We start from the raw sequence: 17,638 nt of genomic DNA, 5'->3' as shown, positions 1-17,638 counted from the left end.
GGAGCTTCCGCCTGTCGGGATGGCCGCAATAATGGCTACCACGCGAAATATAACGTTAAGTTAACTAGACCGCCGTTCGCAATTGCAGTGACAATCCAATTCCTCTTTCATGATCTCGCCATCGGCCGGCATGTCCAGATACAATTCTTCCAGCTATTCTTCCGTCAGCAGTTCCATGAAATCCGCTTCGACCTTCTACAGATCTACTATTTTGCTCTGGCTCCCTACCCGGTTTCCATTCAGCACCACTCATTGGTCCACATTCGTTTGCAAGCACCAGCCTTGTTTAGATAATGGGTTCATTCCGCACTGGGTGGGGTCTGTTCCCTCCCCACCATCCATATTAAAGAACGAAAAAAGACCACAACGCGGGCGGTTAGCTCGTATTGTGGCTTGGTTAATATGGTTATTGATACACCTCAAAAATCTAGACAAGCCTTTACTTTTCTTCTTCACTATCTTTTAAAAAATCCTCCTCTTCATATGGATAATTCAATAGTGCTAGATTTTCTTTTGTCAGATACCATGTCCGATAATCTAAATTACTATTAATAATTAAACGCCCTTTAATTCTTTTCAATAGTGGATATGAGGTATGATCTTCAATAACTAAATCCAAATTGTTCATTCGCAATATTTTACCAATTAACTCCAACATTTTTAACCAACCAATATCAAAAGTGCTCGTTATAAATTGAATACTAATAAGAACATTTGTAGTTACACCATACGCTTCAAAATTCATTTCTCGAAAACGCTCCAAATATTCATCTTCATTATCTAAATCAATACTCATTGAAAAATAAGTGCAACCAATACTCACTTCTCGATTATCAGACCTATCTCGTACTTCTGCCTCATAGTCAATTAATTCTACAAATAATACTTCACATATCATATCATAAAGCAACTTTCTCAAGGATTCTCTAGGTAAATCAAAACCAATAGATAACCTGAAATCCATATTACTCATACCTCCAGTACGCTCTAGTTACTTGACGATCCTCAATAATTAATAGTTCATCTAAATATTTCAAGTCCTTATGTGTCTGACTTATTAAATGATCAATAAGCTCCGTTCTTTTCTCAACAGGATAATCATTTAAATTTAACACTATTCTTCTAGCTTGCTTTGTAGTTGTTTCTCTGAGCATGTCAAGAGTATTTTTTAGAATAATTGAATCAGGAGAATAACAATCAAATACTTGTCCCTCTATAATAAAATCTGGACTTTTTTTAGGATCAATACCATAGCCATTTCCGTTTGGAAGCTCATCAAGCATTATAGTACGATATCCTTGTTCTGCAAGTACATCAGCAGTTTCATTTTGTCTTTCTAAGCCTCTATCACCTTTTGGTGGGATCTTGGCATAATTTCCTTCTGGCTTTCCTCCTTTAGGCAGTGACGGCTTAGTGATTACAGCATTGGGTCTAATTTTAGGTGTATAAGGAATATACTTATCACCATATAGCTTGTACTCAGAACTAGTTTTCCAGTCCACATTCTTATCGCCATATTTTGAACGGAAATACTCATCCCATTCTGCTCCTGTTCGAGGTATCTGTGCAGAATCATTACCCATCCCCTCATCCAACTTCTTCGCTAAATCATCCTTGCCTGCTTCCATTTCACTCAAAAAACGCTGTTGCTGACTATTGGGCGGAATTGGCTTTTTCGGCTTCGTGAAATAGACACCAGTTGGTCCATCCATTGCAAATTCCGGGCCAAAACGAGTATTTCGTATCCGCTCCATCGAATTAGATACATAATCCGTGATATCGTCTACGCTTTTGTTCAGACGATCTTTAGTCTGCTCATTCTATGCCGTCCATGTCTCGTCCACTCGGCGATCATCATTTGCGGATCGATGATCAATACTTGAAACGTGTATCTCAGTAAGTAACTTTTTTAAAAATTTCCCTACCTTCGTCCTAACCCTCTAATAGTGGCAAATTCTTTATGGAACTCATTGAAGAAGTCCAAGTACACGTCTATAAAGTGAACGACAATACGGCCGATGGATACAGTAACTCCCTTCATGTGCCACCTTTCCCGAATTTTTTGATGAATTTTGGGTTTTATTAGGGACAGGTGACTACCCTTATACGTTCCCTGTCTGTTCTATGTTAACTGGCCGTCACCAGAGTTATTTTCTTCAAAGTAACAATCGCTGAAAGGTTCAGTTAAGTTACGGACGATATGAAAAAAGTTTCGTTTTATCCGCCCCTATTCTTAATATCGGTGGTATCTATCCTGAAAGATGCGATTATATGCTACTTCATTTTCTCTATCGGGGGGGGGGGGGGCATTCTAAAGTTTTGAGTAAATTAAAAAAAACTGCGAGAAAACGAAGCTAACAAAAAACAGGTCAATCATGGCGGTATCTGACCATAATCGACCTGTTCGATGCAATACTATTACGTTAAATAGGGTATAAAATTAAAGCTTCATGTGCGTACAAGGAAAATGAAGAAATCTGTGTACGGGTATTACATGGGTTAAGTCTGTAATTGTTTGAATGATGGGCTCATTCCGTACTGGGTGGCCCCACCGAAATAAAACTTTCTATCCTTTATCCTCCTTAATATCATTATCAATTAAGTCATTCAGGATTAGAGTTGCCTTTTTTATCCTCTCTATATCTATGTCCATTAAATTTTTTAAAGTTTCATGATACACATATAAAGAGTCAGAGGTATTAAAGATTGATAGTGTTGCCATAGCAAAATGTCCAATTCCAATTCCCTCTGCAAAAGCATAACGTTCACCCATATATTGAGTTAAATTTTGAAGCTTAGCAATAACTAACGAATTATTAATTTTTAGTTTCACCAATTGAATAATAGTGTTGCTGATAATATACATTTGTTTCGAATCCAAACAATCAATTAACTCTTGTACTGATAATTCATTTTGCTTTATTTGGCGAATTTTTTCATCTAATTCATTTTTGCTAATTATCTTAATCACCTCATGGATGATAAATTTTGGATTTTTCTTTTTCTAAATTTTTTAGTAAATGCTCAACTATATCATTTCTTCCTAGCTCTTTTGCCATATCAATTTCTATTTGATAGGCATTTACCTCCCATCGATAAGCTTCATCATAATCAGTTAATTTTACTCTCCAACCTTCCCAACCACTTGCTTTGTCATCAAGAAAATGTTGATATTCATGTTTCAAGGCACTAAAAGATGCATCAGGATCTATTAATATAGTACCTGGATTTCCTCTTGTGCCATTTGGTCCATATCCCATGGTGGTTGAATCAGTTGTGTAGTTAATTTTTCCACCTTGAGATTCTACATCTTTTAGTATATCATTCCATTCTGTTGGGTTTGAAATTCTACCAGAACCACTAACATCTCTCATTGGGTCATCAGGAAATTTAAACTTAGTAGCATCACCCGTCCCCTCATCCAACTTCTTCGCTAAATCATCCTTGCCTGCTTCCATTTCACTCCAAAAACGCTGCTGCTGGCTATTTGGTGGAATTGGCTTTTTCGGCTTCGTGAAATAGACACCGGCTGGCCCTTCTGTTGCAAATTCCGGGCCAAAATGAATATGAATGAATATTACGCATTCGATCCATCGAATCAGATACATAGTCCGTGATATCGTCTACGCTTTTGTTCAGACGATCTTTAGTCTAGCTGCTTCCATGCTGTCCATGTCTCGTCCAGCGCGGACATATTTTTGCTATTCACGAGCTTGTCTGCCGCTTTATTAAGTCCGTGTTTGGCCAAGATGGCGAGATTGACAAGCATCAGGGCGACACCCAGATTATCCAGCAGCTGCTGGTCCATACCCAAGAACGTGGGGTTCGTATACGCATCCCCGTTCTTCAAATCGTTCAGTTTCTTGACATTGACGACGATCATCGCCGCACCGAGAGCCGCATCCGCGGCAACTAATAACGGCTCTGACTATCCTTAGCCGACCCTGACTGTTCTAAGTCAACTGCACCTCAGCAGAATTCTTCCTTCGGTGTAACAATCCCTGAAAGGAGATGCAATTTATTGCAATTTCATTCTTCCTATCGGGGCGACTTATTCTACAATTGCGAGCATATTTAAAAAACGCAAGAAAAGGAAGATAACAAAAAACAGGTCAATTATGGTGGTATCTGATCATAATCGACCTGTTCGATCTATCGGTTAAAGCATTGGATGTGCATACAATCATAAAGAAAAAATCCCTATACGGGCATTACATGGGTTAGATGTGTTATTAGTTGAATGATAGGTTCATTCCGGCACTGGGTAGCCCCCATTAAATCGAATCTTTTTTTGGCAAATCATCATCCACAACTAATTTCGAGATATTCCTCCTGGATCTTTGTAGCACCAATCACTGCTGTACGGCATGTTAGTAATATTATCCAGGTCTTCTAGAGTATAAAACCATTCTCCCTCAATCCATATTTTGGCTGTCGGATAGATCTTAAGTATCGCATGGAAAAATCGCAATAATAGATCTTCATTTTCATAAAAATCGTCAGATACTACTGCTTTAAAATATTCATCGTTCGTATCGTCCCAATTAAAACTAACTATTTGAAATTCATACGGTTCATCATATACGCTAAAGCAAAGAGATCTTGAATAGTTTTCCCTAAAAGGCATGTCACTTATATATACTCGAGTGTATTTTAGCGTTCCTTCACTATTATAATTTTCTTCATCACTATCAAAAAAAAGATTCTCCTTTATACATATATTATTAAGGCCCCTCAATAAGGCATTTGCTGGAGTGCTTTCTCCGCGTTTAAATAACAAAAAGGATGACGTTCCCATTATTTTAATACTCCTCCTAACTCATCAAGCGAATTAACAACGGTTACACCTTTATTATTAATTTCTTGGATCATTTTAATTGTTTGAACATTCGAAGCATCAATAGGCTCATGAACATATAGTATAATCTCTCTACCCTCATAATTAAAGAATTGAGGGTGACTTGGATTAACATACTTATCGATTTGATCCATTTTAACAGCAGACATTGACTTCTTAACCTCAATAATTTGATTGTGTGTCATAACATCAATATCTCCTGCTGGTTTACCAGTAGTAATATTATCTAGTTTTAAACCGAACCCTATAACTTCCACATGTTTTTTAACGTGTTCTCCAACTTCAGCCTCAATAGCTTTACCAACATCACTACTCTTCTTTGCACTTTCAATTGCATTTGGAATATTCTTAGGGTTTTGTTCAACCCACTTTATTATACTACCGTACGGGTTTTCAAATTTAACTTCTACACCTTTATTCGTTTTCGTTATTACTGGATCGTTAAATTCACCCGTCCCCTCATCCAACTTCTTCGCTAAATCATCCTTGCCTGCTTCCATTTCACTCCAAAAACGCTGTTGCTGGCTATTGGGCGGAATTGGCTTTTTCGGCTTCGTGAAATAGACACCGTTTGGTCCATCCATTGCAAATTCTTGGCCAAAACGAGTATTTCGCATCCGCTCTATCGAATCAGATACATAATCCGTGATATCGTCTACGCTTTTGTTCAGACGATCTTTAGTCTGCTGCTTCCATGTCGTCCATGTCTCGTCCAGCGCGGCCATATTTTTGCTATTCACGAGCTTGTCTGCTGCTTTATTGAGTCCATGTTTAGCCAAGATGGCGAGGTTGACAAGCATCAGGGCGACGCCCAGGTTGTCCAGCAGCTGCTGGTCCATACCCAAGAACGTGGGGTTCGTATACGCATCCCCGTTCTTTAAATCGTTCAGTTTCTTCACATTGACGACGATCATCGCCGCACCGAGAGCCGCATCCGCGGCAGCCAACAAATACAAGGAGCTTCCGCCTGTCGGAATGGCCGCAATAATGGCCACCACGCCAAAAATAACGTTAAACTCGGCGATCAGCATTTGCGGGTCGATGATCAATACTTGAAATGTGTATCTGGATAAGTATACCGTTTTTTGCGTTTGTTTGCTCAAATAATCCGGCTTTTGCGGAATCACGTCATTCAGCTCTACCTGCTCCAGCCATGGACTCATCTGATTCAATACATTCCCTAGCCCCGTGGAATCCATGATGCGTTCCATCATTCCTGGTTTGCCACTGGCGTTCCCTTGAGAAGATGAAGACTTCGTACTCAGTACCGGAGGGGGTGGCAGCATCGCCTGAATTTCGGCTTCCGTTTTTCCTGCTGCTGTTTCTTTCGCCCACATCTCCTTGGATTGCTGCTGCCAGTTGTGAATGGCCGTGCGGTCGCGATCCATCTGATCGTATGTCTGCTGCTGCTGCTCCAGCTCTGCTTGCTTTTGTTCTTTGCTTTTCTTTTCGGGCTCGGCGGCTGGCTGGTTTACGTATTTCTGTTGATAGACGTTTTTTTGCTCCTCCGCCGATTTGCTGCTCATCCAGGTCTTCGCCTGATCCGACAGATTGGGATCGTTTTTGGCCGTCTCGGCAACTTTGCTGCGAATGTCTGCACGTTGTGCATCCGTTAACTGGACTGCCGTTCGTAATTGCAGCGACAAATCCAGTTCCTCTTTCATGATCTCGCCATCGGCCAGCATGTCCAAATACAATTCTTCCAGTTCTTCTTCGGTCAGCAGTTCCATGAAATCCACGTCGACCTTTTGCAGATCCACTTTTTTGCTCTGGATTCCTACCCGGTTTCCATTCAGAACTACGTATTGGTCCACATTGGTTTGCAGCACAATCTGCTGCTCGGCTTGAATTCGGAAGGACTCCAGCATACCCTTGTCGCTTCCCGAACCGACCTCAATCTGACTACTCGCAACGACCAGCAAATCTTCCGTGGCGTTCAGGCTAATGTTTCCCGCATCCAAATGCAGGCTGACGCTTCCCTTCTTGAACAGGACTCCGTCGTCGCCGAGCTGCATCCGGGCTTCTCCCGGCATTTCGAACACTTTGGTCTCCGGCTTCTGAAAAACCGTTCGGCCTTTCATCTCTTCGCTGCTGCCCCGGACGGAGTTAATGGCCATCGCCTGCTTCTCCGTTCCGCTCGGGAAGTACACTTTGATTCGTGCGCCTTCCTCCGGCAAACAGTGAAAGATATTGTTGCCTTCGCCCGAATAGGGAAACCACCAATTGGCGTGATCATCATGCTGGTCGTCGATGTCCAGATGAACCTTCACCATGTTGTTTGCCCGTTTGATGACGCGCCCTTCCAGGGACCTGCCCTGAAGCTGTTCATTCCGCCTGGATTTACGTCGCAAGCTTTGCCGTTTGACCAGCAAATACTCATATCTCAACCTGCCGGATCGATAGCTGATCACAGACTCGGACACCACCCAGATCTGTCCTTTAAAAGAAACATCATCTCCAACTTGGCAGAATTGCTCCGTCGTGACCCGATAGCTCACAAAATCGGACTCGATCAGTTGATTGGCGTCATCTCCTTCGGCATGGGCTTTCAGCTGCTTATACAGCTCCCTGTCTTTTAAAGCCGTATATCTTATGGCCACAATCTCTGTGCCCCACGACAAATCGGGTACACCGAAAAACACCCTCGGCGCATCCATCGTGACATCCGGCAAAATCACGGTGCCTACCCGCGCAGCAAGACGTTGGAGAAATTGCCAGTCCGTCTCTTCAGATTGCACCAGCAAGGCGCCGATCGATGACTGATCGCTCGTAGCCATGTTCTGGGCGTCCCCTCCGGGATACCTTCCAGCCAATTGGCGAACCGCCTCCGTATAGGTCAGGCGTTTATTCTGGTAGGAACGGCTCTTCGGTGTCATATCCATCACATAACTCCGCGAGAGAGCATGGACCTCCACCAGCGGAATTCCGTCCTCCATTTGGATGTCTACCTTCGTAATTCCTCCGGCAAACCAGCTCTCCGGCCTGGAATCCGTCATTTTTTGCAAAATCAGACTGTCGCTAAAGCTGCTATGCAACAGGCATTGCTCTGCCTCTTCTTCACTCATGCGAACGGAAAACACACACTTCGCATGTGCGTTAAACGCTCTTTCAACCCGAAAGCTTCGCAAGTCCTTAATTTTATACGGCCAGCTTAACTCGTATCCATCTCCCTGATAAATAACCTCCACCCATCATTCCCCCTTTACCGTTACCTGACCGAAAATTCAGGGGGAGCCGGGTCCATGCCATTCGTGAGCAAACCGATCTTTCCACCACATTTGCAATACAGGCAGGACTTGCTCGTGAGCGCAGGTACCCCTTGAATGGATACATTGGGACTGCCGTTGGTCCATTGAGCTTTCGCTCCGGTTAATGCATCCACCAGCGAATCAAGCATAGGCAGTGCAATCAGGGCACTTTGCTGCAAGGCTGCCTTCGCCGTAAACGGAGCCTGTGTCGGAGCCGCGGCCGATACCGTGGGCATCAGTTGCGGCGAGCATGGATATATGGGTTTTCCCATCGTAGGTTCTGTTGGATCAGGATCAATCATATAAGACGGATCCGACATCGGTCCTGTTATCTTTTCAGCAAGCTTCATGGGATGCAGCTCACTCCGGCAATAACCGAATGAATAAAAGTTTCCGTCGATTTCCTGTCCCATTTTTGCAAAAGGAATGCCATGAATGGTTCCGGGTTCGGAGGTCGACGGTACACAATCATCCACCGTGAGCATCGGGCTCCCGTTAATATAGATTCCATTCGGCTCCAGCTTGTTAAGTACCTCTTCATGGGTTCCGAACGTACAATGCATATAGGCACCTGCAGTTACGTAGGTATCCTCGCTTCTCCAAGGAGAAGCAAGCAATTTGTTCCGTGTGTCCTTTTTTAGAATGGTATCTGTAATCCCCATCTACTCTTCCCCTTCTGTTATCCGAATTGGTCTTATGTTTAAGCCGTATATTCCCGCCTTTAATAACTTTTCTGCAACATCCAGCCGAACTATAACCAGATGCGAACGGTAATAAGGAATACACCAGATTGAACTTTCCTCTAAGCTCCGGAGATTCATTTCCAACCCTGTCACTTGCCCGGCCTGAACGCGAATTCGCTCCGGGTCCATTCCAGACACTTTGGGCAGAGCGATCCAGTCGTAGAACGTTTGATTCTGCTGCTCCAGGTTCATGACGACCACTCGTTTCCGTTGAAGGTCAGGTTCGGCTTTAAGCATGATTGTGGCAATATTCTCCGTAAATAGCTGGACCGGATAATGGTCGATGACACAGGGACACGTATAACCCTTGCCTGATTTCACAAACACGATTTCTTCATTGGCCGCTTCACTGTACCCTTGAAGCATTCGTTCCGGCCATTGTATGCTTTGCGCTTGCTGCAGCAGACGACGGTCATGCTCGATGATGTAATGCTCCATCCCATCCCTCTCCCTCTCCTCATTCTCCTAAGCTTCAATCCACTCTACGGAAGCCCGCTGCTCGGGGGTTAATCCAACTCGAAATCGATCCTGTGCCAGCATCCGGCTGCCGGATAGGTCCGCTCCCGTAAAATCCGTTCCTTCCAGTATTGCACCTGCGAAATCACCCGCGATTCTGGCATATCTGAATGTTGCATGACTCAGATTGGCACCTTGAAACAGAACACCATGTATGCCATAAACAAGCCCGTGCGTCTCCACAAAAGAATCCCGCCCGCCCAGTGCCCCATCGAATCTGGCACCCGTCAGGTCACACTCCCGAAAATCCGCATCGAACAGCAGCGTTTGCCCATAATCGGCCTGCATGCAGCGACATCGTTCGAAACGTATGCCAAGCAGGCTTGCCCCTTCAAAATGACTGCCGCTCAGATCCGCTTCCTCGAATCTGGCGTAATTGAAATCCAGCTCCGCGTAATTTCCGTGTTGGAGATCCACTCCGGCAATATGCTCGTAAATATATTCGGACGGCAGGCGGCTTTCCAACCAGCCTTTACATGTGATGGAACTCCTCTGGATTCGGTTGACACGATACACGGATTCGGTGACATCATGATCCAGATATTCCCCCACGCGGACTTCAAAGTGGCCGTCTTTTCGGATGCCTTCAAAGGAATCCAAGGTCCGAATCGGTTCCATGGCATGACGAACGGCATGAACCATATACACGTGAAAAGGATACAACTGTCCTGCCTGCCATGAATCCAATGCCGCCTGGTCAATGCGATTCATATAACGTCTGCGCCCAAGCTCGCATGCCTCAAACCACTCGTTCATGAAGCGATAGATCCAGCCGGCATCATACAGAAATCCGCTCAAAGGGACTTCGCTTTCCCGGCGTCGATCGCTCGCATGCAGCATGTACGCAGGGTCCCCTTGGCTAAGCCTGGTCCGCATCAGCGAAACGTGGATCGTGCTGCAATCTCCAAGCTCTCCGCGTGCCTGCTGAAGTTTGATATTCTCACATAACGCGCCGAATAACGGAACGAGACCTTCCCTGATCTCGCCTCTGTTCGCCGTATAATATTCATGCAGCTCGCGTATTTTGGCATTCCGCCACGGCAGTGCTTCTTGCTCCAGAAATTGCTGCCATAGTTCTACCTGATGCATCGTTCAACCCCCGCGTATTTATTGGTTCATTAAAATCTCGATGCCTTTAATGACGACTTGTCCCTGATCAATCTTCAAACCCCCGTTGCCATCCTTTGTGGACATATCGATTTGATTGGCCTGCAGGGTCACCGTCTCCGCGACCAATTCCACCTGTTTGCTGGCCTGCAGCGTAATTTTGTTTTCACAGTTCAGGATGATGGTTCCCGCACTGGTCAATGTCAGCGTCGCTCCTCCAGTCGCCCCGGTGATCGTGATTCGATCCTCTTCAAAAGTAATCTTCTGTCCCGTCGGCGTAAGCAGGAATTTCGTATTGGGATTCGCCATCAGATCTTCCTTGAGGTCCTTGTCGAAGTTGACGATCGGTTGCAACTGCTGCTGCTGCACGATGGTTGTGGTTCCGCCCCCTGCGGCACCGCTGCCTGGACTCCCGCTCCCGCCGGCATGCGATGACACGCCAGATGCTGGAGATGCCGGAGATGCCGTACTTCCCGCACTTTCTTCAGCAGGCAGTTTTTGGCGAACCGAACTTAGTGCAATGCCTTCGTTTTCCCGGGCATTAGGGAAATAGAGGCGTATGCTGTCGCCTTTCTCAGGCATGCAGTACCATCCGGTCTGATCTTCCGATGCATACATGGTGGAATACGGGAACAGATGGGCCGTGGCCAGGCTCCATTCCTGATCGACGTCCAGGTGAACCTGGACCTCATCCCTCACCACGCCCATGATCTTTCCGGAAATGGACGCGCCGACCAGTCGGGAATTGTACCGCTTCCGACGATACGCCGATGCCCGGTGACCCAGCACATAGTGATGGACAAGCAGCCCCTGCTTCATCTCGGTTCGAATCTCGAATACATGCAGCGAATTTCCTTTGAACTGAACGATGTCGCCAAGCTGAAGCACACGGTCGCGAACCTGGACTTCATAGCGGATGAAGTCTTTTTCGTTCAGATCGCCCTTTCCCGATTTGGCTTCTTTCTGATAGGCAAGCATGTCCTTATACATCCGGTAATGCGTGGCTTCAAGCTTGCCCGCATCGCGATGTTCGGGCAGTCCGAGATAGATGCGGATGCGTTCCTCCGTTGATACGGGAATAATTACCGTGTGGTAATGCGAGGCGAGCCGTTTCAGAAATTCCCAATCGGTCTCCTGATATTGCAGCGTATAACCACCGAGCTTTTTTTTCTCGGTAAATGTATTGAAGACTTGTCCATCCGGGTAGAGGCCGCATATTTTCTGCATCACATAGGGAATCAACAGCGAAGCGTTCTGAAAGGAACGGGTTTCCCGCCGAAGATCCATGGCGTGTGAATGAGACACCGCCTCCCCCTCAAGCCAATACACCTTGTTCTCCACCCTCACGCGGAGCTTCAGAATGATTCCGTGAAACAAGCGTTGTTTTCGGCCCTGATCGTCCGTATACAACAATTCCACAGGCGTGCTCTCATCAGCCATTCGCACATACTGCTCTTCCTTTTCTTCCGGAATCACTCCTGTAAAAGCAAGCCTTCCGTGCTCGTGCACCTTCGCATGGAATGAAACTTCATGGATCCGGATTTCAAACGGCTGAATCTGCAATTGCTCATAACTGATCGTTACTGGGGACATAAAACCAAACACCTTCTTTTCTCTTAGATGTTTTAATTTACTATTTATCGTCTTTATCAGTAAATAAATTAATATTTTATCTTTATTTTCAATAAAAAGGATAAAAAATAAGACTTTATATACATATCTCTCCTTCATAACCGCGCACCAAAAAGAGGCAGTATCGCTACTACCCCTTCTTCCAACCTACATATTCATTCATGTTTTCATACGCGGAAAATGGTTCTGCCGTCCCAGGCTTAGACCTCGATAATGATCGGTAAAATCATCGGTCTGCGCTTGGTCTGGGCATAGATATAGTTGCCAAGCTCGTCCTTCAGTTTGCGTTTGATGACGTTCCACTGGTTCACGCCCGCTTCGGTCAACTCTTCCATGCGGCCCGTGACGAGCTCATGCAGCTCGTTCATGAACTCCTCCGAGTCTTTGACAAAGACGAACCCGCGCGAAATGATTTCGGGGGCCGTCACCATTTGTTTCTCGGTTTTGCTCAGCGTGGTGACGATCACGAGCATGCCGTCCGAGGATAGCTGCCTGCGGTCGCGCAGCACGACATTGCCCACATCTCCCATGATCAGGCCATCGACGAGACTGTTGCCGGACGGGATTCTCGGTCCCAGCGAAGCGGTGCCATCCTTGTACTGCACCATCTGCCCATTGTTGACGATAAAGACGTGATCCCCGTCCATGCCGACGGATTCGGCCAACAGCCGATGCTGGTACAGCATGCGGAATTCGCCGTGTACGGGAACGAGGTATTCGGGCTTCATCAGCGTAAGCATCAGCTTCAATTCCTCTTGGCTGCCATGTCCCGACACATGCATGCCTGTACTGCCGCCAGAGCCATAGATAACCTTGGCCCCAAGCACATAGAGGTTGTCAATGACATGAGCGAGATTGCGTTCGTTGCCCGGAATGGCTCCGGCTGCAAGGATGACCGTATCACCAGCGGCAACTCTAACGTGCGGATGTTTGCCTGAAGAGAGGCGCGACAACGCTGCCATCGGTTCGCCCTGACTGCCCGTACAGAGGACGACCACCTCACTCGGCGCAAATTGTTCCACATCGACAGCTTCGATAAGCAAACCTTCCGGCACGTCCAAATACCCAAGCTCACTCGCCACATCGACCACATTCACCATGCTTCTTCCGAGCAGCGCCAGCTTGCGACCGGTCTGGAACGTAGCGTTAACGATCTGCTGCACGCGGCTGACGTTGGACGCAAACGTGGAGATGAATATTTTCTGCTTGGCACGAATGAATGCATCCAAAATATGATCCCCGACCACCCGCTCGGAAGGCGTAAATCCGGGACGTTCGGCATTGGTGCTCTCGGAAAGCAGCAGATGCACGCCTTGTTTGCCGATTTCGGCCATGCGATGCAGATCCGGATAAGGCCCGCTTGCGGGCGACATGTCGAACTTGAAATCCCCGGTGTGCACAACATTTCCAACAGGCGTACGGAAAAAGATACCCAGGCAATCCGGAATGCTGTGACTCGTTGCAAAAAATGAAACGTCGAATTCACCAAGCGTAATGTTCGACTTTGCGTCGATGGTGTGCATATCCGTTTCCCGAAGCATTCTATGCTCTCTCAACTTTAACTCGATCAACCCTCTGGTCAATCTGGAAGCGTAAACAGGAATGTTGAGCTGTTTCAAAAAATAAGGGATCCCCCCAATATGGTCTTCATGACCATGCGTAACGATTAGCCCTTTCACCATCTCTTCGTTTTCCAGCAAATAGCTTACGTCCGGAACGATCAGATCAATCCCCGGCAGCGTTTCGTCGGGGAATTTCGAACCGCAATCCACCACGATAATATCGCGGCGGTACTGGATAATATACATATTTTTGCCGATTTCATTTACGCCGCCAAGCGCGGCAACGAACAATTTGTTGTCATCAGGGTTCACGTCACAGCCTCCTCTTCATCTAGGTCCAGGCTACGTATCGCTGGACACACCTATTCCTATTATGGAAAAATCCGCTGCAACTATGCATGGCGAAGGATATGAAGATCGCGGGATACGGCTTGGAGGCTGCAAAAAAGCCACCCGGAAAGATGTTCCCAGGTGGCCGAAATGAAAATTTAGGATAGCGGGTATACTATTTACAAATCCTTTGCAAACTGCTGCCTAACCACGTAAACCTTTCAGAAACTCAGGCCGGTTTATTGCCGCTGCGACAATACTTCCTTTTCGTACGATTGAACGTCGGCAATCCATTGCTCGCGTACCGGCACGCCTTGCTGTGCACAATAATAATCCCAGATCGCACCGAACGGATACGACTTGAACTCTTCGGTGAGCGCCAGACGCATGGTATAGTCGCCTTCCAGTTCAGCTTGTTTCAATGCGTCCACAGGCTCCAGCATGGCGCGCAGCAGCGCTTTGATCGTATTGCGCGTACCGACAACCCAGGCAGCTACGCGGTTGATGCTTGCATCAAAGAAATCAAGGCCGATATGCGTCGTGGACAGCAAATCATGGCGGACAAGCTCGCGCGCGATTTCCAGCAGCTCATCGTCCATAATGACGACATGATCGCTATCCCAGCGCATCGGACGGCTGACGTGCAGCAAAATGCCGCTCGTAAACAAAGCGAGAGAAGACAACTTGTTCGAGATGACCTCTGTCGGATGGAAATGCCCGGCATCGAGGCAGATTAGCGTATCATTTTGCAGGCCATACCCCATGTAAAACTCATGCGAACCGACCACGTACGCTTCGGAGCCCAGACCGAACAGCTTGCTCTCTACCGCATCCAAATGATGCTTTGGATCAAGCTTCTCCGCAAATACTTCGTCAAGGGATTCCTTAAGCCGTTTGCGAGGTGCCATGCGATCGACCGGATTGTCTTTGAAGCCGTCGGGAACCCAGACGTTCGTGACGCAAGTTTGCCCGAGCTGCTCGCCGAAGTAAGCGCCGATGCGGCGCGATGCTTTGCAGTGGTCAATCCAGAATTGGCGGATTTCCGGATCGGGATGGCTCAGCGTAAAGCCGTCGCTGGATTTTTCATGAGAGAAGCACGTCGGGTTGAAATCCAATCCGAGCCCTTGTTCTTTCGCCCATTTCACCCAATTTTCGTAGTGCTTCGGTTCAAGCCGATCCAATTCCACCTGCTCGTCCGTATCCGCATAGATGGCATGCAGGTTCACTTTATGTTTGCCAGGGATCAGCGAGAAGGCTTTTTCCAAATCGCTGCGAAGCTCCGCAGGCGTCGTAGCCGCCCCGGGATATTGTCCCGTTACCGAAATGCCGCCGGTCAGCTCCCCATCCTTGTTAAGGAAACCTTTAACGTCATCGCCTTGCCAGCAGTGCACCGAGACCTTGATGTCCGCGAGTTTTTTGAGCACCTCGTCCGTGTCGATTCCATGTTGGGCATAAAGCGATTTGGCCGCTTCGTAAGCCTGTTTGACTTGATTGTCCATACCGATCATTCTCCCTTCTTATCGCGTGAATGCTGCCGGTACGCCGCCGTCGATCGTCATCATGCAGCCTGTCGTTTTTTCCGATTTGGACGAAGCGAAGAAAGCGATGCCCTCGGCAATGTCTTTTGGATAAATGTTCACGAGCAATGTCGTACGTTTGCGGTAATACTCTTCCAATTGGTCCGGCTCGATGCCGTAAGCAGCCGCACGTTCGTTTCTCCACGAACCGTTCCAGATCGCCGAACCCTGCAGGATGGCATCCGGCAGAATCGTGTTGACCCGAATGCCGAATTCGCCGCCTTCCGCCGCGATGCAGCGGGCCAGATGAGCTTCCAGTGCCTTGGCTGCGCTGTAAGCGGACGCGCTTTTGCCCGCATAGACGGAGTTCTTCGAACCGATGAACACCATGCTGCCGCCGATACCCTGCTGTTTCATCAGCTTGAACGCTTCGCGGGCCACCAGGAAATATCCCGTGCCGAGCACGTTCATGTTCAGGTTCCATTCTTTCAGGGACGTTTCGTCAAACGGGCTCGACGTTGCCAGCCCTGCGTTGTTCACGATAATGTCCACGCCTCCGTATTGCACGGCAACTTCGGCATATGCGGCCTGAACGGCTGCTTCATCCGTTACATCCATTTTAAGGGCGTAAGCACGGTTTGCGCCATACTGGTCATTGATCTCCTGCGCTACTTTTTGCGCACCTTCGAGGTTCAAGTCCGCCAATACGACGTGAGCGCCTTCGGACACGAGTCTGCGCGCCGTCTCACTGCCGATACCGCCCGCGCCGCCCGTAATGAAGGCCACCTTGCGCGAAAATTCGGTTTCTGCCGGAGCGAGGGACAATTTGTACAGCTCGAGCGGCCAGTATTCCACGTTATAGGATTCGTTCGCACTAAGCGACACGAACTCGCCGAGGCTCGTTGCCCCGCGCATGACCGCGATCGCGCGATGGTAGAGCGCGCCGCTGACCTGGGAGAGCGCCCAGCTCTTGCCTGTGTTGATCATGCCGATGCCCGGGATGAGGATGACGCGCGGAGCCGCTTCGAACATGACGTCGCCTTCGTTTTTGTTTTCTTCAAAGTATTGCTTGTACTGCTCCTTGTAAGCGGCCACGCCTTGCACGAGCTTTTCTTTCAAGCCGTCCACGTCGTCCGCGTTTGGCGTCCAATCGATGAACAAAGGCACCACTTTGGTATGAACGAGGTGATCCGGGCAAGCCGCTCCCACTTGGGACAGTTTCGGGGAATTTGCACCGCCGACGAAAGCGAGCACGTCGTCCTGGTCATCGAAGGAAAGAATCATTTTTTTACTGTCCGAAACGGCACCCCGCAATGTAGGCATGACCTGGGCCACGATTTGGCGACGTACCTCTGCGGGCAGTGCCGCATGTTTCACGCCGCCGAACAGGCTGCCTTCATCCACGCGTGCTTCGATGAACGCTTCGGCTTCATTGATGATTTTGATCGTTTGCGCATAACATTCCTCGGAGGTTTCTCCCCATGTAACCAGGCCGTGCTTCTCCATCAGCACCAACTCGGCTTTCGGATTGGAGAATACGCTTTCAGCAATCATCTTGGACAACGTGAATCCCGGGCGCACGTAAGGGACCCATACGAAACGGTCGCCGTAAATCTCTTTGGCCAGCTCCTTGCCGTTATCCGCGCAGCAAAGGCTGATAATCGCATCCGGATGTGTATGGTCCACATGTTTATATGGAAGGAACGCATGCAAAAGCGTCTCGATGGAAGCACGCGGATGTTTCGCATCGATCATGCAATGCCCCAAATACTCTACCATCTCTTCATCGGTCATCGCTTCGCGTTCGATCAGCGGGCGGATATCCTCCAGCGCCAGCCCCGTAAAATGCTTCGCTTCCATGGAACCCAGGTCGGAACCGCTGCCTTTGACATACATCACTTCGATATCGCGACCGCGGAAATCCTTCACGGTTGTTTTCGTGGACGTGTTGCCGCCATAAATATTACATACGCTGCGGTCTGCTCCGATCAGGTTGGAACGGTAGACCAACTGTTCGAGCCCCGTTGTTTTCTCCGAAGCCTGCGCTGAATTCCATAAACTCTGTACCATTCATTTCCCTCCGATAATGTTTGTTTTGTTCATAATCAGAGTGTAACATCTTTGT

14 protein-coding genes are annotated in these 17,638 nt (G+C 47.6%); all 14 read right to left on the bottom strand.

Translation table 11 applies throughout. The features are described from left to right. Positions 1-439: 439 nt before the first annotated feature. Entirely contained in the window at positions 440-964 is a 525-nt protein-coding gene (locus SNR34_RS12895) for a hypothetical protein (RefSeq protein WP_343262889.1), read from the bottom strand. Position 965: 1 nt separating this feature from the next. Further along, the gene (locus SNR34_RS12890) at positions 966-1,712 is read right to left on the bottom strand and encodes a CdiA C-terminal domain-containing protein (RefSeq protein ID WP_486182053.1); all 747 of its coding nucleotides are present in this window, start codon (positions 1,710-1,712) and stop codon (positions 966-968) included. A gap of 854 nt (positions 1,713-2,566) precedes the next feature. Further along, on the bottom strand, positions 2,567-2,971 hold the full coding sequence (locus SNR34_RS12885) for a hypothetical protein (protein WP_048031438.1): 405 nt from the start codon (positions 2,969-2,971) through the stop codon (positions 2,567-2,569). 1 nt (position 2,972) lies between these two features. Next, the gene (locus tag SNR34_RS12880; RefSeq protein WP_486182052.1) at positions 2,973-3,608 is read right to left on the bottom strand and encodes a hypothetical protein; all 636 of its coding nucleotides are present in this window, start codon (positions 3,606-3,608) and stop codon (positions 2,973-2,975) included. A gap of 38 nt (positions 3,609-3,646) precedes the next feature. Next, positions 3,647-3,883, bottom strand: coding sequence for a hypothetical protein (locus SNR34_RS12875; protein ID WP_486182051.1), 237 nt, complete (start codon positions 3,881-3,883; stop codon positions 3,647-3,649). Between the two features lie 429 nt (positions 3,884-4,312). Next, a complete protein-coding gene (locus SNR34_RS12870; protein ID WP_236421544.1) occupies positions 4,313-4,798 on the bottom strand; it encodes a hypothetical protein in 486 nt (161 codons plus the stop codon). Beyond that, positions 4,798-7,923, bottom strand: coding sequence for a hypothetical protein (locus SNR34_RS12865; protein WP_486182050.1), 3,126 nt, complete (start codon positions 7,921-7,923; stop codon positions 4,798-4,800). Before SNR34_RS12865 ends, SNR34_RS12870 begins: the two co-directional genes overlap by 1 nt. Positions 7,924-8,066: 143 nt before the next feature. Further along, complete coding sequence (locus SNR34_RS12860; RefSeq protein WP_486182049.1) at positions 8,067-8,768, bottom strand: PAAR-like protein; 702 nt, start codon at positions 8,766-8,768, stop codon at positions 8,067-8,069. Beyond that, entirely contained in the window at positions 8,769-9,287 is a 519-nt protein-coding gene (locus SNR34_RS12855) for a hypothetical protein (RefSeq protein ID WP_236419621.1), read from the bottom strand. Between the two features lie 27 nt (positions 9,288-9,314). Next, entirely contained in the window at positions 9,315-10,454 is a 1,140-nt protein-coding gene (locus SNR34_RS12850) for a pentapeptide repeat-containing protein (RefSeq protein WP_486182048.1), read from the bottom strand. Between the two features lie 18 nt (positions 10,455-10,472). Beyond that, positions 10,473-12,065, bottom strand: coding sequence for a contractile injection system protein, VgrG/Pvc8 family (locus tag SNR34_RS12845; RefSeq protein WP_486182047.1), 1,593 nt, complete (start codon positions 12,063-12,065; stop codon positions 10,473-10,475). Positions 12,066-12,304: 239 nt separating this feature from the next. Further along, entirely contained in the window at positions 12,305-13,978 is a 1,674-nt protein-coding gene (locus tag SNR34_RS12840) for a ribonuclease J (RefSeq protein ID WP_236419616.1), read from the bottom strand. 257 nt (positions 13,979-14,235) lie between these two features. After that, positions 14,236-15,495, bottom strand: coding sequence for an L-rhamnose isomerase (gene rhaA / locus SNR34_RS12835; protein WP_339277870.1), 1,260 nt, complete (start codon positions 15,493-15,495; stop codon positions 14,236-14,238). A gap of 18 nt (positions 15,496-15,513) precedes the next feature. Beyond that, positions 15,514-17,583, bottom strand: coding sequence for a bifunctional aldolase/short-chain dehydrogenase (locus SNR34_RS12830; RefSeq protein ID WP_486182046.1), 2,070 nt, complete (start codon positions 17,581-17,583; stop codon positions 15,514-15,516). Positions 17,584-17,638: the final 55 nt, after the last annotated feature.

The sequence above is a fragment of the Paenibacillus sp. XP01 genome, from assembly GCF_057364885.1.
This window is presented reverse-complemented; position numbering and strand designations above follow the sequence as displayed.